Raw genomic sequence first — 24,416 nt, forward strand, 5'->3', positions numbered from 1 at the left:
GGCTCGGGCTAAGGAGAGTGGGGAATCGGTCCCAGCCCGAGCAGCCCGGCGGCACAGCAGTGACTCGACACTCAGCTCGAATCTCGATGTACAGCTGGGTCAGCTGTAGGAGTTTCGGAGGTCGGCGATGAGCGAGCGGGTCACCTCGGTGAGCGAGCCCGTGGTGCCGAAGACCTTCTGCAGACGCTGATAGGGCACGCCACGTTCGATGATCGAGGTGATCGAGCGCAGTTCCTCGACGCAGCCGAGGCGTTCGGCCACGGGCATCAGGCGTTCGATCTCATCGGCGAGGCATTCGGTGACGAGACGCTCGTCGGCCGCGGCGTTCTCGATGATGATTGCATCCATGCCGTAGCGGGCGGCGCGCCATTTGTTCTCGTTGTGGAACCAATCGGGCATCGTCGGCAGGGTCTCACCGGCGTCGAGGCGCTCGGACATGTCGTCGACGAGGCACTGGATGAACGCGGTGACAGCGAGGATCTCCTCGAGGGTCGGCAGTCCGTCGCAGACGCGGACCTCGACGGTGCCCCAGTGCGGTGCGGGGCGGATGTCCCAGCGGATCTCGTTGATGTTGTCGATGATCCCGGTGGTGAGCATATCGTCGACATACTTCTCGTAGTCAGCCCACGCATCGAACTGGAAGGGCAGCCCCGCCGTCGGCAGCTGCTGGAACATCATCGCCCGGTTCGAGGCATAGCCGGTGTCCGTGCCGCCCCAGAACGGAGACGACGCGGACAGTGCCTGCAAGTGCGGGACATAGGCGAGCAGTGCGTTGACGATCGGCAGCACCTTGTCGCGTGAGTCGATGCCGACGTGGACGTGGACACCGAAGATCAGCATGTTCCGACCCCACCACTGGGTGCGATCGACGAGTTCGAGATAGCGGTCCTTCGCCCGGACCTCCTGCGACTGCCACTGCGCGAACGGGTGGGTGCCCGCCGACATCAGTTCGACGCCGCGGTGCTCGGTCAGCTTCCGCAGCGCCCCGATGGAGGTGGCCAGATCCTCGGCGACGGTCGACACCTGTCTGTGCACGCCGGTGACGAGTTCGAGGGTGTTCGTCAGCATCTCGCCGACGATGTGCTTCTCGAACTCGGGCGCATGCTCGGCCACATCGGCCAACAGAGTCTCGGCAGCCGGGGTCAGATCCAGGCTGCGAGAATCCAGCAGAGCCAGTTCCCACTCGACACCAAGGGTGGAGCGGGGAGAGCGTGCGAAATCGACCATGGTCCGATCATAAACGCGCACGCCCGATTCCCCGGACTCAGCGGCGACTTTCGAGCTGTGTGATGCTCCCCATTCCCTCCCCGAGGCGGCGCAGGATTCCCCCACCGAGGCGGCCCTGCCGTCCCGGGGTGCGCTCGCCTTCGTCGCCCCGCCGGTCACGCGGCGCACCGATCACGCGGCGCGGCGTGCGACCTCGGCCAATCGGCTGCCCGAATCGGTGTCGAAGAGGTGCAGGCGCCCGGCGTCGGGAACGACGCGCACGGTGTTCCCGCGACGGATCGTCGACCGACCGGCGACACGCGCCACCACTGTCTTCTCGCCCGAGCCCAGGCCCGCTCGACCGTGCCCAGGAAGCCACAGAGACCACGGCAAGATCGAGGTCATCGGCGGAGGCCAAGGTCCCGGAGATCTCGGGCAGTGCCCGCAGGTCAGCAGCGGTTCCCGCCTCGGTGACGAGCAGCGGGGCGGGCAGGCGGACCATGCTGACGGCCGAATCCTCCGACCGGATCCCCAAATGGCTTCTGCCCGTCGTCAAAGACAACCTCGCCTCGGGCCATCCGATCGAGGTGGCCGCGGCGATCTGCGCCTCGTGGGCCCGGTACGCCGAAGGACATGATGAGACCGGCGGTCGGTTCACCATCGTCGACCGCTATGCGAAGGAACTGCAGGCGGTTGCCGCGACACAGGAAGACGACCCGCTGGCGTTCGTCCGACAGGAACAGTTCTTCGGACCGCTCGTCGAGGAGTCGAGGTCCACTGAACCCTATCTCAAGGCACTGACATCGCTGCACGAACGGGGAGCGAAGGAGACCGCCCGCCGCCTGGCCGTCCACGAAGAACTCTGAACAGGCGGCGTGCAGGCGGGAACGTCTAGCATGGAGACATGTTGCGTTCTCGCCTGAGCCTCCTGGCTCTGACCACGACTCTCGCGCTCGTCGGCTGTTCCGGCGGAGCGTCAGCCCCCGTACCCTCCACGGCCGGACAGAATTCCTCCGCCGATTCGGGTTCTCAGACCCAAGCGCAGTCTGAAGCCCAGACCGAATCGTCCCTGGACAACCCCGCCGACGCCGATCCGGCCGGCTTCAAGGACGAAGCCGCGGACATCGTCGGAGACTTCTCCGACGAGGAACTCGCCGGGTCCCTCATCATCGGCACCTGGGAAGGCACCGACACACAGACCCCGGTGGACATGATCAAGCAGAACCACCTCGGCGGGGTCATCGTCATGGGCTACAACCTGCAGGAGAACCCGACGAAGGACCAGGTCACGGAACTGACTGGTCAGATCTCCGCGGCACGGACGAAGGGTCAGCCCGTATCGATCGGCGTGGATCAGGAAGGTGGACCGGTGTCACGCCTCGGCACCGCAGCGCTGCCGTTCCCGCCGCTCATGGGCCTGGCCGCGACCGACGATTCCGATCTCATCACCGACGCCACGACCGTGCAGGGGCGGGACCTCACCGACCTGGGCTTCACCATCGACTTCGCTCCGGACTCCGACGTCACGGTCGGGCCGAAGGACAAGGCGATCAATGTCCGCTCGGGCGGCACCGACCATGAGGACGTCGCCGAGGTCGTCGCCGACGCCGTCGAGGGATACCGGTCCGGTGGAGTGTCGAGCTCGGCGAAGCACTTCCCGGGGCACGGCCGCCTCGGCGTGGATTCGCATGAGAGTCTGCCGGTGTCGGAGAAATCGATCGAGGAGATGGAGGACACGGACCTCCTGCCGTTCAAATCCGCGGTCGAGGCCGGAGTGCCGATGGTGATGATGGGCCATATCGGACTGCCCGATGCGAAGACCACTCCCGCGACGCTGAACAAGAAGGCCTACTCCGCACTGCGGGAGACCCTCGACTATGACGGTGTCATCACCACGGATGCGCTGAACATGAAGGCTGTGCCGCAGAACCTCAAGGGCGGTGAGACGGTCAAGGCGCTCGCTGCCGGAGCCGATATCGCGCTCATGCCCCCGGATTCCGGTGCGGCACAGAAGGCGATTCTCAAGGCGGTGGGGGACGGGACGCTGACAAAGAAGGACCTCGTCGAGAAGTCCGAACGCGTCGTCGCCGCACAGTTGGCCACCGCCGAAGCCCAGAAGAGCGTGCAGGCCGGGGACTCCGGCGCCAAGGATCCGAAGAAGGTCCTCACGAAGGTCGCCGATCAGTCCCTCACCGTGCTCAAGGGCGAATGCTCCTTCGCAGGCACCGACTCGATCTCGATCGTCGGCGGCAGCGACAAGGAGAAGGCGGCACTGAAGGAAGCAGCCGAGGACGAGGACCTCACCGTCGGATCCGGTGGAACCTCCGTGAGTCTGAGCCCGTCGACCTCCGCCGAGGTGGCCGTGGGCACCGCTGCTCCATGGACGATGCGCAGCACCTCGGCGAAGTCCGCCGTGACCGCGTACGACTCGAACCCGTATGCACTGCGGGCCGTGGCGAAGTGGCTGAAGGGCGACCTCGAGGCATCGGGTCAGCTGCCTGCCGAATACGACGGCAGCGACAAGGCCCCCGACTGCGGGTGACAACTAGGCAGCTGCGATCATGGCTGTGAACGAGCCAAGTTCGTGAACGAGCGGCTCACATAAGGAATCCCCTCGTCGGCACAGTGCAGACGAGGGGATCTCTGTGTGTTCGGTTCCGGGTGGGGCTCAGAGCACGCGGATGAACGTGACGTCGCCCATCCAGCTGTAGCTGCGCTTCGATGTACCGGATCCGGGCGAACCGGCATCGTACATCTGTCCGTCGCCGGCGTAGATGCCGACGTGTCCCGGGTGCCAGATGAGGTCGCCGGGCTTCGCCTCTGACTCGGACACGACCGTTCCGGATTCCTTCTGAGCTCCCGACTGACGTGGCAGATCGACGCCGACGTGGCTGTAGACCCAGGAGGTGTAGCCGGAGCAGTCCCAGCCGCTCTGCGACGTTCCGCCGAAGACGTACGGGGTACCGACGCCCTTCTCTGCCCAGCCGAGGACCTGCTCGGCCTTGGACCCATCGATCGGGCCCGAGTCGTCGGAGCCGCCGGTATCCTTCTTCGGGCTCTCATCCTTCGAGCCCGCGTCTGGGCTGTCGGAGCCATCGTCCGAGGACTCGCTCGGCTCCTCTTCCGGCTCCTCAGCGGGAGCCGGCTCGGCGACGGTCGTCTCCGGCTCCTCCTTCGGCTCGGGCTTCGGTTTGGGCTTCGGCTTGGGGGCGGCTTCGGCGGTGACGACGTCCGTGTCGACGGTGACTTCAGCCTCCTGATCACCCTTCTTCGACGCGCCGCCGGCATCGATGGTCGGCTTCTGGTTCTTGAACTCGACCGGTGCCTGCTTCTCGGACTCGGCTGCGACCTTCGCCTCGTCGTCGGCTCCCTGCCCGGCGGCGGGGAGGACTGCTGCGGTGAGCAGTCCGCCGCTGGCGGCGACGACTGCAGCACGGCGGCCGAATGCGCCGGAGTTCGCTGCGAGCAGGTCGCTCAGCTCGGTCAGTGGTGTCTTGGCCTTGGCGTTCGCGGCGCGGCGGCCGTGCTGCTTAGATGCCACGATTTCCTCTCGTTGCCTGTCTGAGTGTGACGATGTCCTCCACTGTAACGAATTCGTGACCTTCTGTCACGTTTTTGTTACAAAAGGATTCTCAGGCAGATTCGAGACCATAATTGCTGGTCAGAGTGCTGAAGTCGGCGAGAACAGCTGGTGGTGGGCTGCGGTTCCGTCCGATTGTGACTGTGATTCAGCGCTCAGTCTCAGCCTTGAATAACGTTTCGTGACATTCGCAAGACGTGATTCTTGGGTCGATCCGCGGCGGTTTCCGCCGCGCCCAAACAACCGTGGATCGACCAAAGAATGCCGTCGGCGTTGAATCGCGCACGGATGCGGTGGTGCGCACGTGCGGTGGTGACTGAGCTTCAGGCGCCGGTTGTGACTGAGCGTCAGGAGCCGGTCTCGACCGGTCGGTCGGGGTCGGATGACCAACCGGACCAGCTCGCGGGGTAGAGGCTGGCCTCGACGCCGAGGGTCGCTAGTGCCAGAGCGTTGTGGCAGGCGGTGACTCCCGAACCGCAGTACACGCCGACGGGACCATCGAGGGCACCCAGTTCATCGAAGCGTTCGCGCAGCAGCGCCTCGGGCAGGAACGTCCCCGCGGGAACGTTGTCTGTGGCCGGGGCGCTCTTCGCCCCGGGAATGTGACCGGCCTGCGGATCGAGCGGTTCGGTCTCTCCGCGGAAGCGCTCACCGGCGCGGGCATCGAGCAGGACTCCATCGAAACCGGCTGTCGCCTCGGCGTCGATGACGGGCAGTCGACCCGGACTGATCTCCACGGCACTCGGTGTGACCTCGGGGGAGTCGCCGGTCTCGAGCGTCCCGCCGGCGTCACGGAACGCTGCGAGTCCGCCGTCGAGGACCCGTGCGCTCAGTCCGGCCCAGCACAGCAGCCACCAGGCTCGGGCCGCTCCGAGGGAGGAGTTGTCGTCATAGACCACTACCTCGGTGCCTTCGTCGATGCCCCAGGAGCGCACCGTCTCCTGGAAGGCTTCGGGGCTCGGCAGCGGGTGGCGACCGGCCGTCGGATCGGTGGTGCCGTGGTCGGCGAGCTCCGTGTCGAGGTCGACATAGACAGCACCGGGGATGTGTCCGGCGGCGAAGTCGTCGCGGCCATCGGGCTTCGGCAGGGTCCAACGGACGTCGAGCAGCCTCGGTGCTGGGGAGTCGGCTATTCGGGTGAGCAGTTCATCGGCGCTGATGAGAACGTCGGAGCGGGTCAATTCGATCTCCTTCACGGGCAGATTTCTTCACGGGCAGGTTGAAGGGGTCACATCGGTTGGGTGAGCAGCACGACGTGCTTGTCGCCGAGCCGGGTGAATACGAGCGTGGCTTTGTCGCCCTTGGGTAGTTTGAGCTGGCGTCGGACCTGGTCGGGGACGATGTCGGCGCCGCGTTTCTTGATCACGACCGAGCCGATTCCGCGGGAGACGAGCTCCTTGCGCAGACTCGGGACCTTCGCGGGCAGTACGTCGACGACCTCGTAGGAGGTGACGCCTGCGGAGGCGGGCCCGCTCGGTTCGACATCGGTGGTCATATACGCGATCTTCGGGTGCAGTCGGCGCGCCTGCAGCGGTGCGCACAAAGCCGCGACGAGTCCGGCGCGCACGATTGCCCCGTCGGGTTCGAGCAGATACTTCCCGAGCTCCCCGATGCCCGACTCGTCCTCGTCGGGCAGGTTGTCCTCGTGGACGAGGAGGGTGCGTTCGCCCATGACGAGGGCTCCGCGGCCGGGGCGCTGCCTGGCTGCACCGAAATAGAGGCAGACCTCGACGACCTCTCCGTTATGGGAGATCCACTGGGCTTCGGCATCCTCGGGGACGAGGTCGTGGTCGAGTGCCGGGCCGAGCTTCACTCCGGCTGCCTTCGCTGCGCTCGCCTTCTCGATCACCCATGACAGAGAAGGGGAGAAGGCCTCGGGGTCGGTGATGCGGGAAGTCGACCCGCGTTTGTCGGCCTTGCCGATGGTTCGTCGGGCCGGATCGAACCAGAGGGCATCGAATCCATCCAGGTCGACATCCTCGGCGCGAGTATGTTCGACGGCGGCATCGGGCAGGTGGCGGAGGTTGAAGGCGGCGATGGCAGCGGTGACCTCGTCGGCGTCGACAGCCGAGACCTGCGCGCCCATTCCGGCGAAGGCGACCGAGTCCGCGCCGATCCCGCATCCGAGATCGGCGATGCGGAAGGACTCACCCCCGGCCACGTCGCCGATGAGGCGACGCGCGTGATGAGCGGCGACCGGCAGCCGCGTGGCCTGGGCCAGTCCGTCGCGTGTGAAGAGCATGTCCTCTGCGAAGGGTCCGAGCTTCGCTGCCGCCTCCTGCCGCAGCCGGGCCTGAGTGAGCAGGGCCGCAGTCACCTCGGCGGAGAAGCCCTCTTTGCGCAGTGCGGTTGACCGTGCGAGCTCGTCGCCTTTGAGGTCGTCGATGCGGTCGAGTCGGTCGAGGACGGCGACGTCGAGCAGTTCGGTCAGTGTCTGCGGATCCATAGGCTTCACCCTATCGTCTGCGCGGTGAGGCATTCTCCTCGCCGAGGCGGCCCACCCGAACCGCCGGGCCGCCGAGGTGATTGTGACGGCTGGGTGGTGCGGTAAGTTGTTGGCTGTGACGTTATTGACCGCCCGCGATATCCGCGAATTAGCCGCCGACATCGGTCTGCGCCCGACGAAGCAGAAGGGCCAGAACTTCGTCATCGACCCCAATACCGTGCGTTCGATCGTCACCGCCGCCGGTCTCGAAGAGAACTCGAACGTTGTCGAGATCGGTCCGGGACTCGGTTCGCTCACCCTCGGCCTGCTCGAAGCCGGTCACAGGGTCACCGCGGTCGAGATCGACGAACTGCTCGGGCAGAAGCTGCCGAGCACCGTCGACAGGTTCGCCGGCAGTGATGCCCCGTTCCAGCTGGTCAACGCCGACGCCCTGCGCGTCACGACGCTGCCCGCGCCGCAGCACACTACCGAACTCGCGGACGATCGGCCCGATGCCGGTGAGAACCAACCCGACGCTCTCGTGGCGAACCTGCCCTACAACGTCGCCGTGCCCGTGCTTCTGCACTTCCTGGAGACCTTTCCGAGCCTGACAACCGTCCTCGTTATGGTCCAGCTCGAAGTCGCCGAACGGCTCGCCGCCGCACCCGGCTCCCGCACCTACGGCGTCCCCAGCGTCAAAGCCCAGTGGTACGGGGATGTGGAGCTGGCAGGCAAGATCGGCAAGAACGTGTTCTGGCCGGCCCCGAACATCGACTCCGGACTCGTCCGCATCGACGTCACCCGCATCGACCGCGACCCGGCCGTGCGCAGCCGCCTCTTCACTCTAATCGACGCCGCCTTCGCCCAGCGCCGCAAGACCCTGCGCGCAGCCCTGTCCGGGTGGGCCGGCAGCCCCCAGCAGTCCGAAGACCTGCTGACAGCTGCCGGAATCGACCCGAAGACCCGCGGCGAGGCCCTGACCGTCGCCGACTTCCAACGACTCGCCGCCGTCGCCGGAGACGGAAACAGTGACGCCGCCGCGCCAGCCCCGCCTGCCGAGGAACCCTCACCGTGACCGTCCCGCTGCATCCGCGCATGACGATTCCGGCCCCGGTGAAAGTGCAGGCGCCCGGGAAGATCAACATCCACCTCGGTGTGGGTGCGGCGAACAACGGATATCACGAACTCGCGACCGTATTCCAAGCGCTCAACCTCGGCGAGACTCTCACTCTCATTCCGGGCGGAACACGAACGATCATCGTCCAGGGCCGCTACGCGGATGCCGCGGTCCCACGTGATGACTCGAACTTCGCCAGACGCGCCGTCGACCTCCTCATCGCCGCGCTCGAGGGCGACCGGGATGTCGACGTGCTGCGCAACCTCGACATCGTCATCGACAAGCAGGTGCCCGTGGCCGGTGGAATGGGCGGGGGATCGGCCGATGCGGCCGCCGCCCTCGTCGGATCCGCTCACCTCGTCGGCGGAGTCGATGAGGCGATCCTCCACGAATGCGCGGTCGCCGTCGGGGCCGACGTCGCGTTCCTCCTGCGCGGGGGCACGGCCATCGGCCACGGACGCGGGGAGAAGCTGAGCCCCGTGCTCACCCGTGGAACCTTCCACTGGGTGATGGCCACCTCCGCGTCGCCCCTGCCCACACCGGACGTCTACGCTCGCTTCGACGAACTCAACCCCGACCCGGCACCCGCGACCGTCCCCGATCAGGTGCTCACGGCGCTCGCCTCCGGCGAACCCGACACGCTGGCGGAATTCGCGGCGAACGACCTCACCAAGTCGGCTGTATCCTTCATGCCCGAAATCGCCGAGGTGATGGAGGCCGGCCGGGACGCCGGTGCCGTCCTGCCCCTGCTCAGCGGGTCAGGGCCGACGATCGGCTTCCTCGCCCGCGACGCCCACCACGCCCTCGACCTCGCTGTGCTCCTGCAGGCCACGCGCGGCGTCAACGAAGCACTGCGCACCACCGGGCCCGCGCCGGGAGCGCATATCGTGGACGGCAGCTGACCGTGGGGGAGGAGAACTGCACCCCCGCCGAGGCGGCCGACAGTCCGAAATCGAGCCCGGAGAATCGCGGCAATCTCCATGAAACGCTGCGCGACCAGGTCGGGCAGGACATCGTCGCCGGGCGGCTGGCCGCCGGGACGATCATCAAGGCCGAAGATCTGCGTGCCCGCTACGACGTGTCGCTGTCGGTGGTGCGCGAAGTCGTCCGAGTCCTCGAATCATTGGGCATGCTGCAGCCGATCCGTCGGGTCGGCCTCGTCGTGCTCGCGATGAGCGAATGGATGCTGCTCGATCCGCTCGTCATCCGCTGGAGGATGACCGAGGCGCCTGCGCGGCAGCTGCGGTCGCTGACGGAGCTCCGAGTGGCCATCGAGCCCGAAGCGGCCGGACTGGCCGCCCAGTATGCCCCTGCAGAAGCCGCCGAGGAGATCATGGGTCTGGCCGCTCGGATGCGAGCATCTGGCAGGCAGGGCGATGTCGAGGCGTTCCTCGAAGCCGATGTGGAATTCCACCGGGCAGTGCTCGGCGCCGGAGGCAACGAGCTGTTCGCCGCCTTCGACACCGTCATCGGCGAGATCCTCGCCGGCCGCACCGGTGCGGGACTGATGCCGAAGTTCCCGCACCCGGATGCCCTGCAATGGCACTTCGACGTCGCCGATGCCATCGGCGGGCAGGACCCGGCCCGGGCGAAGGACGCGATGGCGAAGATCGTGGCCAAGGCCGATGCGGAGATGGGCAGCGTCTGGGCCGACGAACCCCGGCACCCCAACAATTGACGGATGTGCCGAGGCGCCCGGGCGGCTGAGCACTGGCTTCAGAACAGGCTGACGACTCCGTAGAGGGCGAGGCTGAGCAGGAATCCGACGGTGCCGAGCAGCGTCTCGGCGACGGTCCAGGTCTTCAGCGTCGTCTTCGTATCCATGCCGAAGAAGCGGGACACCAGCCAGAAGCCGGAGTCGTTGACGTGGCTGGCGAAGACCGAACCGGCGGCCAGCGATATCACGATCGCCACGACCTGCAGGCTCGAGAAGTCCGGATTGCCGACGACGATCGGCTGGACGAGCGCCGCCGCGGTCGTCAGCGCCACAGTGGCCGAACCCTGTGCGATGCGCACGATCGCGGCGATGACGAAGCCGGCGATGATGACGGGCAGGCCGAGGGCAGCCAGCGAATCGGCCAGGGAATCGCCGATGCCGCTGGCACGCAGCACTCCGCCGAACATGCCGCCGGCACCGGTGATGAGGATGATCGAGCACACCGGGCCGAGCGCGGAGTCGACGACGGTCTCGATGAGCGACTGGTCCTTCTTCTGCTTCCAGCCGAGCAGCCACATGGCGATGACGACGGTGATGAGCAGGGCGATCGGGGTCTCTCCGAGCAGTCGCAGGGAGCTGATGCCCACCGATTCGATATCGACCCACCCTGCTTCACCGGCGAAGTTCAGCCCGGTGTTGAGGAAGATGAGCACGAGAGGCAGGACGAGGAGGAAGATGACGTGGCCGAGCTTCGGGCGCGAGGCGAAATCTTTGAAGTTGTCGTCCTTCCCGGCCGAAAGGACCGTCGGGACCGGGACGTCGATGCGTTTGCCGATGATGAGCCCGAACAGATACCCGGTGAGGTACCAGGAGGGGATGGCGATGATGATTCCGCAGATGAGGACGAGGCCGACGTTCGCGCCGAGCAGTCCGGAGGCTGCGACCGGGCCGGGGTGCGGGGGTACGAAGATGTGCATGGCGGAGAATGCCATGGCCGCGGGCATCGCGTAGAGCAGCAGAGACCCGCCGAGGCGGCGAGCGATCGTGAAGATGATCGGCAGCATGACGACGAGGCCTGCGTCGAAGAAGATCGGGAAGCCGAAGAGCAGCGAGGTCACGCCGAGCGCGAAGGGTGCGCGTTTCTCACCGAAGAGGCGGATGAGGGCGTCGGTGAGCACCTCGGCTCCGCCGGAGAGTTCGAGCATCCGCCCGAGCATCGCACCGAGTCCGACGAGCAGGGCCACACTGGCCAGGGTGGATCCGAAGCTGTCGTAGAGGACGTCGATGAGGTCGCCGGGCATGATGCCGGCGGCCAGTGCTGTGATCACTGAGACGATGACGAGGGCGATGAAGGCGTGGACGCGTGCCTTGATGATGAGCAGGAGCAGCACGGCGATCGCTGCGGCTGCGATTCCCAGCAGGGCCGGAGTCGGCAGGGTCCAGGCCAAGTCGAGTTCGGTCATTGTTCCTCTTCCTTGAGGTCAGATGGATGGACGGACGGCGGACGGGACGATCATGCGTTCAGCCGCTTCACGGATTCGAGGATCGCATTCAGGACCTCGGGAATCGACTGGCCGACGTCGACGGTGGCGTGAGCTTCCTCGGCAGCGAGCGGTTCGAGGGTGGCCAGCTGCGAATCGAGCAGATCGGGAGACATGAACTCGTGGTCGCGGTGGGCCAGATGTTCGGCGATGACCTCGCGAGGACCGTCGAGGTGGATGAAGACGAGTGAGGGTGCCGACCTGCGCAGCAGGTCACGGTAGGTGCGCTTGAGCGCGGAGCACGCGATGACTGGGGCCGGGGTGCGGGCGGCTTCGACGGCGACGCTGTTGAGCCAGGGTGCCCGATCCTCATCCGTGAGCGGCACCCCGGAACTCATCTTTGCTTTGTTCGCCGCGGAGTGCAGATCGTCGGCGTCGACGAATCGACGGTCAAGGGCGTGTGCCACCCGCGCGCCGAGGACGGTTTTGCCGGTTCCCGAGACACCCATGATGACGAGTGGCGGAAGGAAAGGGCTGTGACCCATCACCGAAACCTCTCGATAAAATATGAAGAAATATCTATAATTAATTATTAAAACAGATTTATTGCACCGTAGTGCTGGTGGGAAGCGACTGTCAACACTGCAGATCGCAGGGAAGAGGAGTGCTCATGAAGGCCGATGTCGCGGTGATCGGAACCGGTGTGATGGGGTCGAATCTCGCCCGCAACCTCGCCCGTGAGTCGGGCCGCCGGGTGGCCGTCTACGACCGCGACGTCGAACGCGCCGAACGTTTGGCGCAGGACTTCCCCGAGGCGGACTTCCTCGTCGCCGCCGACCCGACCGACCTGGCCGGGAAGCTCAACCAACCGCGAGTGGCGATCCTCATGGTCAATGCCGGAGGCGCCACGGATGCGGCGATCGGCGATCTCGCCGAGGCGTTCGCCCCCGGAGACATCATCGTCGACGGCGGCAATTCCCACTTCCGGGACACGATCGCCCGCGGGACCCGACTCGAGGGCACCGGTATCGAGTTCGCCGGGGTCGGCATCTCCGGGGGAGAGGTCGGCGCCCTGCTCGGACCCTCCCTCATGGTCGGCGGATCGGAGACCGCATGGCAGCGCCTGCGTCCCCTGTTCGAACCCATCGCTGCGAAGGCGGGAGACGAGGCCTGCGTCGATCACATCGGCACCGACGGGGCCGGGCATTACGTCAAGATGGTCCACAACGGCATCGAATACGCCGATATGCAGCTCATCGGCGAGGCCTTCACCCTCCTGCGCGACGGCCTGGGCATGACACCGTCCGAGATCGCCGAGGTCTTCGCCGACTGGAACGCCGGAGAGCTCGAGTCCTACCTCATCGAGATCACCGCTGACGTCCTCGCCCACGTCGATGACGCGACGGGCCGGCCCTTTGTCGACGTCGTCGCCGATGCCGCGAAGGCCAAGGGCACGGGTGCGTGGACGGCGCAGGTCGGACTCGACCTCGGGGTTCCGGTGCCCACCATCGCCGAGGCGGTCTTCTCCCGTTCGCTGTCATCCGCGGTCGATCTGCGCGCTCAGGGACTCCGCTTGACCGGTCCCCGTCCCGGCGCCGGATCGTCGTCGTTGTCTCCGGACGAGCGTGCGGCTCGCATCGAGGAGATCGGCAGCGCCCTGCTGCTGGGCAAGGTGATGGCCTACGTCCAGGGCTTCCACGAGATCGCGGTCGGGGCGGCCGAACACGGTTGGGACATCGAGCTCGGGGCGCTCGCAGGAATCTGGCGGGCCGGGTGCATCATCCGGGCCCGCCTGCTCGATCGCATCGTCGAGGCCTTCGACGTCCCGACTCCGCCTGAGAACCTGCTCGCCGCCGACTTCGTCCGCGAGGTCGCCGATCGATGCCAGGCATCCCTGCGGGCGACCGTGGTCGAAGCCATTTGTCACGGAATCGCCGTGCCTGGACTGTCCTCGACGCTGGCTTACTTCGACGGACTGCGCACCGAGGCGGGCAGTGCCGCCCTCATCCAGGCCCAGCGCGATCGCTTCGGTTCGCACACCTACGCACGCACCGACCGTCCCGGGATCTTCCATACCCTGTGGTCAGGGGATCGGGGCGAAGTCGAACTCTGATCGTCGGGCCGCTTCGGTGACGGGGGACTCCAACGACAGGGCCGCCTCGGTGATGGTCGACCGGAACGACGGGGCCCCCTCGGTGCAGGATGAAACTGACGTTCGGCCGCCTCGGTGAGGGTCGCTGCGGTCTCACTGATCGACTCCGGTGGCCCGGATGGCGGACTGTCGATATGTTAGAGCCATGACTTTGCCACACGAAGATGTTGACCCGGACGGACTGCTCGAATACTCGGTGGTCTTCACCGACCGATCGCTCAACCACATGTCGCAGCGGTTCGTGTCCGTGATGCAGGAGATCAACCGGATCCTGCGCTCGGCCTACGATGCGGATTCCGTTGCCATCGTCCCCGGCGGCGGCAGCTACGCCATGGAATCCGTTGCCCGTCAGGTCGCCACCGGCAAGAAGGCGCTGATCGTGCGCAACGGTCTGTTCTCCTTCCGCTGGTCGCAGATCCTCGACGCCGGAGCCATCGCCTCGGAGACGACCGTGCTCAAGGCCTCCCCGGACCGTGCCGAGCACCAGTCGCCGTGGTCGCCGGCCCCCGTCGCCGAGGTGGTCGCCGCCATCGAGCGCGAGGAGCCCGCTGTAGTGTTCGCTCCCCACGTCGAGACCGCCTCGGGGATGCTCTTGCCCGATGACTACGTCCGCCAGGTTGCCGAGGCCGTGCATTCGGTCGGCGGAATCTTCGTTCTCGACTGCATCGCCTCGGGCGCGGTGTGGGCGTCGATGACCGACCTCGGGGTCGACGTGCTCATCTCCGCTCCGCAGAAAGGCTGGAGCGGATCGCCGTGCGCCGGCTACGTCATGCTCAGCAAGGCCGGCCGTGCCGCCGTCGAAGCTTCGACTTCGACGAGCTTCGCGATGGATCTGAAGAAGTGGCTGTTCATCGCCGACGAATACGAAGCCGGCCGTGCGCCGTACCACGCGACGATGCCCACCGATGCTCTCGCGCACAATGCCAAGCTCATGGTCGAGAGCGAGGAGCGCGGCTTCGATAAGCTCGCCGCCGCGCAGGCCGAACTCGGACAGCGCGTGCGCGCGGTCTTCGCCGAACGCGGACTGCCCTCTGTGGCTTCGGACGAGTTCGCCTCGCCGAGCGTGGTCGTCGTCCACACCGACAACCCGAAGCTCGCGACCGGTGCCAGCTTCAAGGAAGTCGGTGTGCAGATCGCTGCCGGCGTGCCGCTGCAGTGCGATGAGCCCGAGGACTTCTCGAGCTTCCGCATCGGCCTGTTCGGCCTCGACAAGCTCGGCGACATCGACGGCACGATCGCGCGCCTCGAGGCCGCTCTCGACTCGATCGGTGTGACCGCCGAAGCCTGAGGGGCTTCAGCAGGCACCGTAACCGGCACTGCCTACAGGCACAGAACGCCGGGAAGCATCACGCACCGACAATGTCACTGCCAACCGGTAGTCGCCCCACATACAGTCAGCGCCCTAACCTCCCGTTGCAACGAGGGGTTAGGGCGCTGACTGTATGTATTGGCCCTAATGGTGAGCGATGCTCCCGGACCTCAGGCAGTGTCTCCGAGGGCGACGACGTTGTCGGCGAGCCGCTCGTTGCTGCCGTACATGAAGTGGTTGGCCATGTTCTCGGAGAACCGGCTGGCATCGGTGGTCAGCCCGACTGCCTCTGCGACCTCGCGGATGTGCATCGGGGTCGCTCCGCAGCACACGCCGATGTAGTTGACGCCCAGGTCGTAGGCTTCCTTGGCGAACGCACCGATCTCGTAGCGGTTGGTCTGCAGGGGATCAAGAGCGGTGGGGAACGTGCGTCCGTGCGGGGAAGCCACCTCGGCGCGGGGATCGGAGAGGTTGAAGAACGTCGGCTCGGTCTCCGTGGTGCGGTAGGGAATCGGCAGGGCACCGACGTGGCAGGACACGGCCGCGCGGATCTCCTTCAGCCACGGCAGCATCGTGGCGGGGCCGCGGAAGCAGTTGAGGCCGACGACGTCGACGCCGAGCTGTTCGAGGCGCTGCGCGGTCTCGACGATCCCGACGCCGTCGGCCATCTGCTGGAAGGCCATGGGCGCGAGGGTGAGGACGACGGGCAGGCCGCTGGCCTTGGCGGTCTCGGCGGCGGCGATGGCCTCACCGGCGAAGTAGAAGGTCTCGCCGATGATGAGGTCGGCACCTTCCTCGACCGCCCAGGCGACCATTTCGGCGAACATCGCCCGCACCTCGGCCTGCTTGGACTCGTCGGCGGGGTCCCAGATGTTCGAGTTCGAGATGTTGCCGGCCATGAAGTTCCCGGGCTTGGCGTCGGCGACGGCCCGGGCGATCTGGAGGGCGGCACGGTTGAGCGGTTCGAGCAGATCCTCCTTGCCGATGACGCGCATCTTCTCGCGGTGCCCGTTGTAGGTGAAGGCCTCGACGATGTCGGAGCCGGCCCGCTGGAAGTCGATGTGGAGGGAGCGCAGGGCGTCGGGGAATTCGAGGGCCACCTCGGGGACGAACTCGCCGGCGGACAGATATCCGCGCTTCTCGAGCTCGAAGAGGAAGCCTTCCGCGCAGATCACGGGGCCGGCATCGAGGCGTTGGGTCAGGGCGTTGGTCGCGGTCATGGATGCTCTCCGATTCGATGATGTGGTCGAGCTCGGGCGAGCGGCCCGAACCCGGGTATCACACCATCAATCGGCGCAGCGAGGTCCGTCACATCGACATAATTCGACGCTGATCGCCATGAAAGGACACGACCATCGCCGAGGCGGCCCGACCGAAAGCCTGCAACGCTGGGCTCCGGTGGGGCCCCGTGAAGATCAGCGACCGCCGAGGCGGCCCGATCGTCAGCGGCTCTCGTCGCCGCTGAGATAGACCGGCAGGCGACGGTAGCGCACTGCCCGCTGGGCGGCGCCGGCGGGCACCTCCTGAGTGGTCTCGTAGGTGGCGTTGTTCTGCGGAACCTCGTGCGAACCGGGCAGCGGGTACGGCTCGGCCGCAACGGGCGCGGGGGAGGCGTAGGACTGCTGCTGACCTGGCTGCTGTTCGTAGCCAAGGGAGTGCTGGTAGCCGACACCGGGCAGCGGCTGCAGGCCGAGACCCTGCCGGTCCGGGCCATCACCCTCGCTGTAGGCGTCCCCGGGGTGATAGGTGTCGCCCGGACTGGAGGTAGCGCCCCGGCGACGACGCTCGCCGCGACGGTCGGAGTCCTCCGGTCGCAGGAATGGGAACGGTTTGAGCAGCAGGCCGGTGACGGTCGAGGACCACCAGCGCAGGGCGCGTTCGAAGGGCGACCAGGCCAGCAGGCCCGTCCAGACCACGGCCAGGGCCACACAGATGAGGAGGACGACGGCGTCGTGGAGGACATTGCGGCTGTCACCGAGGATCGGCTGCAGTCCGCGGACGACGAATCCGTGGAGGATGTAGACTGCGAGGCTGTTCTTGCCGATCGTTGCGATCGTGTCCTTCGTGTTGCTCAGCCACGACAGCATCGCCAGCGTCAGCAGCACCGCTCCGATGTCGACGATGAGTCGCAGTCCCACGCCTTCGGGGACACTGACATCGAAGTGGGCGAAGTTGAGGCTGCCGTAGAGCCAGTTGTAGTCGACCTGGTCGAGAAAGAAGTATCCGACGGCTGCGAGGGCAGCGGCACTGAGGCAGAGCTTCTGCCAGATCGCGAGGCTGCCCGCCCAGTCGATGATCTGTTTGCCGTAGAGCTTGCCGACGACGAAGAAGGGCCAGAACGCCATCGTCCGTGCCGCGGAGAGTTCGGTGTCGAGGATCGGCAGCAGTCCGCCGAAGAGACCGACGACGAGGGAAGCGACGAGCATTGTGCGGGGGAAGCGCTCGATGAAGGGGACCGTGATCATCCACCAGGCCATCGACAGCAGGAACCACGTGTACCAGAACGGTCTGAGGAAGTCGTAGTCGGGATTGAGCCCGAAGATCCACATCCACCCCCACATGAACGGCAGCACCGTGGCGAGGAGGACGAGGTAGGTCAGAACGCGCTCCGCCAGCCTGTTCGACTTCGCCGTGATGCCGGCGAGGAAGACGAACGCCGGCATGTGGAACATGTAGATGAAGTACATCGGTGCGCCCAGGATCGGCGACTCCCATGGGGAGGTCCTGGCGAGGAGGTGGCCCAGAACCACCAGGAAGATGAGTATTCCCTTGGCGCGGTCGATGCGATAGTCCCGTGATGACACGCCGATACACTACCGCACCCGGTCGGATAAGGGGAAAGTTCAGACCATCGCCGAGGCGGTCGCCCGGTCGTGTGCGACGGTGCACTCGTGTGTGCGAACAGGGATGGAAACGACTAGCCGCGGGCAGAGCAGTTCACGCATTTCGCCGTGTAGGGTCGGGCCTCCAGCCGCGCCTCGGCGATGGGGCTGCCGCAGTCGATGCAGGTCCCGAACGTGCCCGCGTTCAGGCGGCCAACCGCCTCGGCGATCTCATCGAGACGATTCTCGGACTGTTCGAGCAGGGTCGCGGCCTGCGACCGTTCAAAGGCGAGCGTCGCCCCTTCCGGATCGTGCTCGTCGTCGCTGTTATCGCCCTCACGAGCGGCCGAGACCTCATCGATTCCCTGAGTCAGGCGGTCGATGAGCGCCTGCGTCTCCGCCCGCTCCGCCTCGAGCAGATCCCGCATCGTCGGTTCGTCGACCACTCAGGCCTCCAGTGCCTCAGACGCTTCGAGCCAGCGCATCTCGAGCTCGTCGAGTTCGTCCTGGGACTCGCGGATCGCAGCCGTGAGCTTGGCCAGTCCCTCGAAATCGGTCTGGTCGTGGGCGGCCATCTCCTCGTGCTTCTTCGCGATCTGAGTACCCAGCTTGTCCATCCGCCGCTCGATCGACGACAGTTCCTTCTTCGCTGCCCGGGCTTCCGCACCGGACAGTTTCGGTGCCGATCCGGAATCATCGCTCGCCGAGGCGGCCCCGCCGTTTCCGGCCGAATCGCTGGCTCCCGCTGAGGCCCCGTTCGAACCGCCGGAAGCCCTGTTCGAACCTGCAGCGCCGCGGCGTTCCTGTTCGGCCCGCAGCTGCAGGTACTCTTCGACGCCGCCGGGAACATGGCGCAGTCCGTTGTCGAGGATCGCGTACTGCTGATCGGTGACGCGCTCCAACAGGTACCGGTCGTGGGAGACGACGATGAGGGTCCCTGGCCAGGAATCGAGGAGATCTTCCATCGCCGCGAGCATGTCCGAGTCGACGTCGTTAGTCGGCTCGTCGAGGATGATGACATTGGGTTCGGCCATGAGCAGCAGCAGAAGCTGGAGTCGTCGCTTCTGCCCGCCGGAGAGCTCCTTGACCCGGGCGGACAGATGCTCCTTCGCGAAGCCGAGCCGTTCGAGCAGCTGCGCCGGAGTGAAGTCTTTGCCTTCGATATTGAACGAGGTCTTCGATTCGGCGAGGACCTCGCGCACACGGGATTCGGCGATGCGGGCCAGATCCTTGAACTGCTGATCGAGCACACCGATCTGTACGGTTTTGCCGCGCTTGACCCGACCTGCATCGGGTTCGATCTCTCCCGAGACCAGACCGAGCAGAGTCGACTTCCCGGCACCGTTGGGGCCGAGGATCCCGGTGCGCTCACCGGGACCGATGCGCCACGTGACATCCTCAAGGATTGTGGTCTCGGCGAAGTGCTTGGACACGTCGAGCAGATCGACGACGTCCTTGCCCAGGCGGGCCGTGGCCATCTTCTTCAGCTCGATCGGATTGCGCACCTCCGGCACGTCGGCGATGAGCTGGTTGGCGGCTTCGATACGGAACTTCGGCTTCGACGTCCGGGCGGGAGCACCGCGTCGCAGCCATGCGAGTTCCTTGCGCATGAGATTCTGCCGCTTCGCCTCGGTGGCGGCGGCGATCCGGTCGCGCTCGACGCGCTGGAGGACATAGGCGGCATAACCGCCTTCGAAAGGCTCGACGATGCGGTCGTGGACCTCCCAGGTCTTCGTGCACACCTCGTCGAGGAACCACCGGTCGTGGGTGACCAGCAGCAGGGCTCCGGCGTTCTTCGGCCACCGGCCGCGAATATGCTTCGCCAGCCACGCGATGCCGTCGACGTCGAGGTGGTTCGTCGGCTCGTCGAGGATGAGCATGTCCCAATCGCCGATGAGCAGAGCCGCCAGGGCCACTCGACGGCGCTGACCGCCGGAGAGCGAGGAGATCTGCGCATCCCAATCGAGATCGGCGATGAGACCGGAGATGATGTCACGGGCCTGCGGATCGGCAGCCCATTCGTGATCGGCGGCATCGCCGACGACGGAGAAGCCGACGGTCGCCTCGTCATCGAGGTCATCGCGCTGGCCGAGCATGCCCAAACGCAGCCCGCCGCGATACGTCACGCGTCCGGAATCGGGTTCGATGGTGCCGGCGAGCATGCCGAGCAGGCTCGACTTGCCGTCGCCGTTGCGGCCGACGATGCCGATCATGTCGCCGGACTCGACACCGAGAGTGACCGAGTCGAAGACGACGCGCGTGGGGTATTCGAGGTGGAGGGCTTCTGCCCCGAGGAGATGTGCCATAGCAGTCTCTAGCCTAGTTCACCGCGGTTCGCGCGAGTGACCGGACGGGCCCGTCCGGCCGGCCGCTTGCCGCATCGTTTGCCGTGTCCTTCTGTCTCAAACACAAGGCGTTTTCTGTTCGCATTTCGGACCGATAACGCCACCGCATGACGGATTATTTCTTTTTCATATCGGTGTCCGCGATTGAGGTGCTAACGGACCTTTCCAAATGACCTCAGTGCATTAGACTGACCGAAACTCATCAAAATATGACAGTTCGTCCAGTGGTTTCACATTTTCGGTAAGGGCAGACAGGGCCCTCATCCGTGTGCGCTGTCTGTATCAGAAAAGAGAAAACGTGAAGAAGCTCGCTTCAGCGGTGTCGATGATCGCCGCATCTGCCCTGGTCCTCTCGGCTTGCGGCTCAGGTGGAGAATCCGGCTCCGACTACATGGCGTGCATGGTCTCCGACTCCGGCGGTTGGGACGATCAGTCCTTCAACCAGTCCGGCCGCGAGGGCATGGAGAACGCGAAGAAGAACCTCGGCATCGAAGAGAAGCTCGCCGAGTCGCAGGGCGACGCGGACTTCAAGCCGAACGTCGACAACATGGTGCAGCAGGGCTGCAACCTCACCTTCGGTGTCGGATTCCTCCTCGAGGACACGATCCAGGAAGCCGCAGAAGCGAACCCCGACCTCAACTTCGCACTCATCGACTCCACGTTCTCCGACGCCGACGGCAAGCCGGTGACGATCGACAACGCCAAGGCCGTCGTCTTCAACACCGCCGAGGCCGCGTACCTCGCTGGCTATGTTGCGGCCGCGACTTCGAAGTCGGGCAAGGTCGGCACCTTCGGCGGCATCCAGATTCCGTCCGTGACGATCTTCATGGACGGATTCGCCGACGGCGTGGACAAGTTCAATAAGGACAACAAGAAAGACGTCAAGCTGCTCGGCTGGAACAAGAAGAAGCAGGACGGATCGTTCTCCGGTGACTTCGAGAACCAGGGCCAGGGTCAGGAGCTGACCAAGCAGCTCATCTCGCAGGGTGCCGACGTGATCATGCCCGTGGCCGGACCCGTCGGCCTCGGTGCCGCGGCCGCCGCGAAGGAAGCCGGCGACGTCAACCTCGTGTGGGTCGACTCCGACGGCTACGAGTCGACCGAATACGGCGACATCATCCTCACCTCGGTGGTCAAGCAGATCTCGAAGGCCGTCGAAGACACCATCAAGGAAGGCACGGAGGACAAGTTCTCGAATGAGCCCTACGTCGGCACGCTCGAGAACGAAGGTGTGGGCCTCGCTCCGTACCACGACTTCGAAGACAAGGTTCCCGAGGACGTGAAGAAGAAGGTCGAGGATCTGAAGAAGCAGATCGTCGATGGCAGCCTGGTCGTCGAGTCAGAGAGCACACCGAAGTAAGCTCGTCGGTTAAACTGCAGGGCCGAGTTCTTTCGGCCCTGCAGTTTTCAAATTTGTGAGGAGAACCGGAAGCAGTGAAACTCGAGCTTCGCGGGATGACCAAGGTGTTCGGATCGTTCGTTGCCAACGACCACATCGATCTCACCATCGAACCGGGCGAGATCCACGCCCTGTTGGGTGAGAACGGCGCCGGCAAATCCACCATGATGAATGTCCTCTACGGACTCTACGACGCCGATGGGGGAGAGATCCTCATCGACGACAAGCCGGTGAAGTTCTCCGGGCCGGGCGATGCCGTCGCCGCGGGCATCGGCATGGTCCACCAGCATTTCATGCTCGTGCCCGTGTTCACCGTCGCCGAATCCGTGGCGCTGGGCTACGAACCGACGAAGAGCCTCGGGCTCCTCGACATCAGCGAGGCGCGCAAGAAGGTCAAGGAGATCTCTTCGCGCTTCAATTTCAACATCGATCCCGATGCCCTCATCGAGGATCTGCCTGTCGGCGCCCAGCAGCGAGTGGAGATCATCAAGGCCCTGTCCCGGGATGCCGAGATCCTCATCCTCGACGAGCCCACGGCTGTGCTCACTCCGCAGGAGACCGACGAGCTGATCTCGATCATGCGCCAGCTCAAGGAGCAGGGCACGTCGATCGTCTTCATCACCCACAAACTCCGTGAGGTCCGTGCGATCGCTGATTCGATTACCGTCATCCGCCGCGGAAAGATCGTCGGAGAGGCCTCGCCGGAGTCGACCGAGACCGAGCTGGCCAGCCAGATGGTCGGCCGTGCCGTGTCTCTGACGACCGAGAAGGATGCCGCCGATCCCGGCGATGCCACTTTCCAGGTGCGCGGACTCACCGTCGTCGACAAGGCCGAGAACGTCGTCGTCGACGATGTGTCTTTCGACGTCCGTCGCGGCGAGATCCTCGCCGTCGCCGGAGTCCAGGGCAACGGGCAGACCGAACTGGCCGAGACGATCATCGGTCTCATCGAACCGCGGTTGGGCACGATCACCCTCGATGGGAAGAAGCTCGTCGGGGATTCGGTCAAGGACCGCCTCGGTGCCGGTATCGGCTTCGTTCCCGAAGACCGGTCGACCGACGGCATCATCGCGGAGTTCGCGATCCGCGAGAACATGATCCTCGACGTCTACGACCGTGAGCCCTATGCCAAGGGCCTGAATATGCGGTCGAAGGTCATCAGCGAAGAGGCGAAGAAGAAGGTCGAGGAGTTCGACATCCGCCTCGGCAGCGTCTCCGACCCGATCTCGACCCTCTCCGGCGGAAACCAGCAGAAAGTGGTGCTCTCCCGCGAGCTCGGACGCGATCTGCGACTGTTCATCGCCAGCCAGCCCACCCGCGGACTCGATGTCGGATCGATCGAATTCGTGCACAAGCGCGTCATCGCCGAACGCGATTCCGGCACCCCCTGCATCATCGTCTCGACCGAACTCGACGAGGTCTACGGCCTCGCCGACCGCATCGCCGTGATGTACGCCGGGCGCATCGTCGGCATCGTGGGGCCCGAGACTTCCCGCGAGGCACTGGGCCTGATGATGGCCGGCGTTCCCGCCGGCGAAGCTCTCGAGGCGACGGCCGGCACCACGAGCACCGATGGTGCCGCGAACCAAGCAGAAGGTACGGAATCGGCCGCGGCCTCGGCGAAACCCGCCTCCAGTGCGACCGAGCCCGCGGACGATGACTCAGCCACCACCTCGGCGGAGGAGACCAAATGACGACTGATATCTCACCGGCGGCTCCTTCCGCGGCACCGCCGCCGGAGTCCGAGACCGAGGACGGCAAGGAACAGACTCTGCTCCAGCAGATCATGTCGGGATCCTGGCTGGTCTCGCTGCTGGCGATCGTACTCGCCCTTCTGTTCGGCGGTGTCCTCATCGCCGTGTCGAACGCGGAGGTCGTCGCGGCAGCCGAGAACTTCTTCGCCGCTCCCGGCGAGTTCTTCGCCACGCTCTTCCAGACCGTCGGCAACGCCTATTCGGCGCTGTTCCGCGGAGCGATCTTCGACTGGGACGCACGCACCACCGAACGCGCCATCCGCCCGCTGACAGAATCGATGGTCTCGGGCACCCCGCTCATCCTCACCGGTCTCGGCATCGCTCTGGCCTTCCGCTGCGGTCTGTTCAACATCGGCGGTCAGGGCCAGGTCATCCTCGGCGCGACCATCGCCGGTTTCCTCGGCTACGCGCTGCCGCTGCCTCCCGTTCTCCACATGCTCGTGGCCGCGATCGGCGGAATCATCGGCGGTGCGATCTGGGCCGGAATCGCCGGTGTCCTCAAGGCACGCACCGGAGCCAACGAGGTGATCGTGACGATCATGCTCAACTCGATCGCCGGCTACGCACTGGGCTACCTGCTCAAGCAGAACTGGTTCACCCACACGACCTCGGCGAACCCGCAGTCCCGCGTCATCGACGACTCCGCGCAGATGTTCCTGCTGCTGCCGCCGCCGTTCCGTCTCCACTTCGGGTTCGTCATCGCCATCCTCGCCACGATCTTCGTGTGGTGGCTGCTCGAGCGCTCGACGATCGGCTTCGAGTTCAAGGCAGTCGGCGCGAACCCGCACGCGGCCCGGACCGCAGGCATCTCCGTGTCGAAGGTGACGATCCTCGTCATGATCGTCGCTGGTGCCCTGGCCGGACTCGGCGGTGCCGCTCAGGTGCTCGGCACCGAATACAAACTCACCGGCGGAATCAGCGGATCGATCGGCTTCGACGCCATCACCGTCGCCCTGCTGGGACGGTCGAAGCCGCTGGGGACGTTCCTTGCGGGCCTGCTCTTCGGTGCGTTCAAGGCCGGCGGCTACCTCATGCAGTCCCAGACCGGTACGCCGATCGACATCGTCCTCGTCGTCCAGTCCGTCATCGTGCTGCTCATCGCGGCCCCGCCCCTGGTGAGGTCGATCTTCCGGTTGCCCACACCGGTGCTCAAGCGGAAGGAGGACTGA

Annotated in this window: 21 protein-coding genes; 10 read left to right on the forward strand and 11 right to left on the reverse strand. The window is 65.6% G+C overall.

The window, feature by feature from the left end; all coding sequences use genetic code 11:
* Positions 1–99: 99 nt before the first annotated feature.
* A complete protein-coding gene (locus D3I60_RS06875) occupies positions 100–1,227 on the reverse strand; it encodes a glutamate--cysteine ligase (protein ID WP_262775399.1) in 1,128 nt (375 codons plus the stop codon).
* 171 nt (positions 1,228–1,398) lie between these two features.
* Entirely contained in the window at positions 1,399–1,611 is a 213-nt protein-coding gene (locus tag D3I60_RS06880) for a hypothetical protein (RefSeq protein WP_262775401.1), read from the reverse strand.
* Positions 1,612–1,706: 95 nt separating this feature from the next.
* Between D3I60_RS06880 and D3I60_RS06885 the strand changes: the two genes are divergently transcribed.
* Both D3I60_RS06885 and D3I60_RS06890 read left to right on the forward strand, forming a co-directional pair.
* Complete coding sequence (locus D3I60_RS06885; protein ID WP_262775402.1) at positions 1,707–2,072, forward strand: hypothetical protein; 366 nt, start codon at positions 1,707–1,709, stop codon at positions 2,070–2,072.
* A gap of 38 nt (positions 2,073–2,110) precedes the next feature.
* Positions 2,111–3,748: a glycoside hydrolase family 3 N-terminal domain-containing protein gene (locus tag D3I60_RS06890; protein WP_262775403.1), complete on the forward strand. Its 1,638-nt coding sequence runs from the start codon at positions 2,111–2,113 to the stop codon at positions 3,746–3,748.
* Positions 3,749–3,874: 126 nt separating this feature from the next.
* Here D3I60_RS06890 and D3I60_RS06895 read toward each other — a convergent pair whose 3' ends face one another.
* The 3 genes from D3I60_RS06895 to D3I60_RS06905 form a co-directional block, all read right to left on the reverse strand.
* Positions 3,875–4,747 carry a C40 family peptidase gene (locus D3I60_RS06895; RefSeq protein WP_262775404.1) on the reverse strand — a complete coding sequence of 291 codons (873 nt, stop codon included), beginning with the start codon at positions 4,745–4,747 and terminating at the stop codon, positions 3,875–3,877.
* Between the two features lie 386 nt (positions 4,748–5,133).
* On the reverse strand, positions 5,134–5,967 hold the full coding sequence (locus D3I60_RS06900; RefSeq protein WP_262775405.1) for a sulfurtransferase: 834 nt from the start codon (positions 5,965–5,967) through the stop codon (positions 5,134–5,136).
* A gap of 47 nt (positions 5,968–6,014) precedes the next feature.
* Positions 6,015–7,232, reverse strand: coding sequence for a class I SAM-dependent methyltransferase (locus D3I60_RS06905; protein ID WP_262775406.1), 1,218 nt, complete (start codon positions 7,230–7,232; stop codon positions 6,015–6,017).
* Between the two features lie 115 nt (positions 7,233–7,347).
* Here D3I60_RS06905 and rsmA point away from each other — a divergent pair, with 115 nt between their 5' ends.
* From rsmA to D3I60_RS06920, 3 genes are read left to right on the forward strand one after another with little or no spacing between them, the layout of a single operon-like run.
* Positions 7,348–8,286: a 16S rRNA (adenine(1518)-N(6)/adenine(1519)-N(6))-dimethyltransferase RsmA gene (rsmA, locus tag D3I60_RS06910; protein ID WP_262775407.1), complete on the forward strand. Its 939-nt coding sequence runs from the start codon at positions 7,348–7,350 to the stop codon at positions 8,284–8,286.
* A complete protein-coding gene (locus D3I60_RS06915) occupies positions 8,283–9,230 on the forward strand; it encodes a 4-(cytidine 5'-diphospho)-2-C-methyl-D-erythritol kinase (RefSeq protein ID WP_346659556.1) in 948 nt (315 codons plus the stop codon). Before rsmA ends, D3I60_RS06915 begins: the two co-directional genes overlap by 4 nt.
* A gap of 2 nt (positions 9,231–9,232) precedes the next feature.
* Entirely contained in the window at positions 9,233–10,006 is a 774-nt protein-coding gene (locus D3I60_RS06920) for a FadR/GntR family transcriptional regulator (RefSeq protein WP_262775408.1), read from the forward strand.
* A gap of 38 nt (positions 10,007–10,044) precedes the next feature.
* Here D3I60_RS06920 and D3I60_RS06925 read toward each other — a convergent pair whose 3' ends face one another.
* Entirely contained in the window at positions 10,045–11,448 is a 1,404-nt protein-coding gene (locus tag D3I60_RS06925; protein ID WP_262775409.1) for a GntP family permease, read from the reverse strand.
* Positions 11,449–11,498: 50 nt separating this feature from the next.
* A complete protein-coding gene (locus tag D3I60_RS06930; protein WP_262775410.1) occupies positions 11,499–12,011 on the reverse strand; it encodes a gluconokinase in 513 nt (170 codons plus the stop codon).
* 125 nt (positions 12,012–12,136) lie between these two features.
* Between D3I60_RS06930 and gndA the strand changes: the two genes are divergently transcribed.
* Both gndA and D3I60_RS06940 read left to right on the forward strand, forming a co-directional pair.
* On the forward strand, positions 12,137–13,579 hold the full coding sequence (gene gndA / locus D3I60_RS06935; RefSeq protein WP_262775411.1) for an NADP-dependent phosphogluconate dehydrogenase: 1,443 nt from the start codon (positions 12,137–12,139) through the stop codon (positions 13,577–13,579).
* Positions 13,580–13,763: 184 nt separating this feature from the next.
* Positions 13,764–14,906: an alanine--glyoxylate aminotransferase family protein gene (locus D3I60_RS06940; RefSeq protein WP_262775412.1), complete on the forward strand. Its 1,143-nt coding sequence runs from the start codon at positions 13,764–13,766 to the stop codon at positions 14,904–14,906.
* 191 nt (positions 14,907–15,097) lie between these two features.
* Here the strand turns inward: D3I60_RS06940 and D3I60_RS06945 are convergent, their stop codons facing one another.
* From D3I60_RS06945 to D3I60_RS06960, 4 genes are all read right to left on the reverse strand, one after another.
* The gene (locus D3I60_RS06945) at positions 15,098–16,147 is read right to left on the reverse strand and encodes a homocysteine S-methyltransferase family protein (protein ID WP_262775413.1); all 1,050 of its coding nucleotides are present in this window, start codon (positions 16,145–16,147) and stop codon (positions 15,098–15,100) included.
* Positions 16,148–16,369: 222 nt separating this feature from the next.
* Positions 16,370–17,731: an acyltransferase family protein gene (locus D3I60_RS06950; protein WP_262775414.1), complete on the reverse strand. Its 1,362-nt coding sequence runs from the start codon at positions 17,729–17,731 to the stop codon at positions 16,370–16,372.
* A gap of 113 nt (positions 17,732–17,844) precedes the next feature.
* Positions 17,845–18,195: a TraR/DksA family transcriptional regulator gene (locus tag D3I60_RS06955; protein WP_262775415.1), complete on the reverse strand. Its 351-nt coding sequence runs from the start codon at positions 18,193–18,195 to the stop codon at positions 17,845–17,847.
* Complete coding sequence (locus D3I60_RS06960; protein WP_262775416.1) at positions 18,196–20,055, reverse strand: ABC-F family ATP-binding cassette domain-containing protein; 1,860 nt, start codon at positions 20,053–20,055, stop codon at positions 18,196–18,198.
* Positions 20,056–20,392: 337 nt separating this feature from the next.
* Between D3I60_RS06960 and D3I60_RS06965 the strand changes: the two genes are divergently transcribed.
* From D3I60_RS06965 to D3I60_RS06975, 3 genes are all read left to right on the forward strand, one after another.
* Positions 20,393–21,454, forward strand: coding sequence for a BMP family lipoprotein (locus D3I60_RS06965; protein ID WP_262775417.1), 1,062 nt, complete (start codon positions 20,393–20,395; stop codon positions 21,452–21,454).
* Between the two features lie 74 nt (positions 21,455–21,528).
* Positions 21,529–23,187: an ABC transporter ATP-binding protein gene (locus D3I60_RS06970; protein WP_262775418.1), complete on the forward strand. Its 1,659-nt coding sequence runs from the start codon at positions 21,529–21,531 to the stop codon at positions 23,185–23,187.
* Positions 23,184–24,416 carry an ABC transporter permease gene (locus tag D3I60_RS06975; RefSeq protein ID WP_262775419.1) on the forward strand — a complete coding sequence of 411 codons (1,233 nt, stop codon included), beginning with the start codon at positions 23,184–23,186 and terminating at the stop codon, positions 24,414–24,416. Before D3I60_RS06970 ends, D3I60_RS06975 begins: the two co-directional genes overlap by 4 nt.

It is taken from the genome of Brevibacterium permense (assembly GCF_025506275.1).
GTDB classification, from domain to species: domain Bacteria; phylum Actinomycetota; class Actinomycetes; order Actinomycetales; family Brevibacteriaceae; genus Brevibacterium; species Brevibacterium permense_A.

Excerpts from the sequence above, each read along its gene's own strand:
- D3I60_RS06875 (WP_262775399.1), bottom strand. The coding sequence starts at position 1,227 with ATGGTCGATTTCGCACGCTCTCCCCGCTCCACCCTTGGTGTCGAGTGG.
- D3I60_RS06925 (WP_262775409.1), bottom strand. The coding sequence starts at position 11,448 with ATGACCGAACTCGACTTGGCCTGGACCCTGCCGACTCCGGCCCTGCTG.
- D3I60_RS06940 (WP_262775412.1), top strand. The coding sequence starts at position 13,764 with ATGACTTTGCCACACGAAGATGTTGACCCGGACGGACTGCTCGAATAC.
- gndA (WP_262775411.1), top strand. The coding sequence starts at position 12,137 with ATGAAGGCCGATGTCGCGGTGATCGGAACCGGTGTGATGGGGTCGAAT.
- D3I60_RS06890 (WP_262775403.1), top strand. The coding sequence starts at position 2,111 with ATGTTGCGTTCTCGCCTGAGCCTCCTGGCTCTGACCACGACTCTCGCG.
- D3I60_RS06945 (WP_262775413.1), bottom strand. The coding sequence starts at position 16,147 with ATGACCGCGACCAACGCCCTGACCCAACGCCTCGATGCCGGCCCCGTG.
- D3I60_RS06880 (WP_262775401.1), bottom strand. The coding sequence starts at position 1,611 with ATGACCTCGATCTTGCCGTGGTCTCTGTGGCTTCCTGGGCACGGTCGA.
- D3I60_RS06960 (WP_262775416.1), bottom strand. The coding sequence starts at position 20,055 with ATGGCACATCTCCTCGGGGCAGAAGCCCTCCACCTCGAATACCCCACG.
- D3I60_RS06930 (WP_262775410.1), bottom strand. The coding sequence starts at position 12,011 with ATGGGTCACAGCCCTTTCCTTCCGCCACTCGTCATCATGGGTGTCTCG.
- D3I60_RS06885 (WP_262775402.1), top strand. The coding sequence starts at position 1,707 with ATGCTGACGGCCGAATCCTCCGACCGGATCCCCAAATGGCTTCTGCCC.
- D3I60_RS06975 (WP_262775419.1), top strand. The coding sequence starts at position 23,184 with ATGACGACTGATATCTCACCGGCGGCTCCTTCCGCGGCACCGCCGCCG.
- D3I60_RS06905 (WP_262775406.1), bottom strand. The coding sequence starts at position 7,232 with ATGGATCCGCAGACACTGACCGAACTGCTCGACGTCGCCGTCCTCGAC.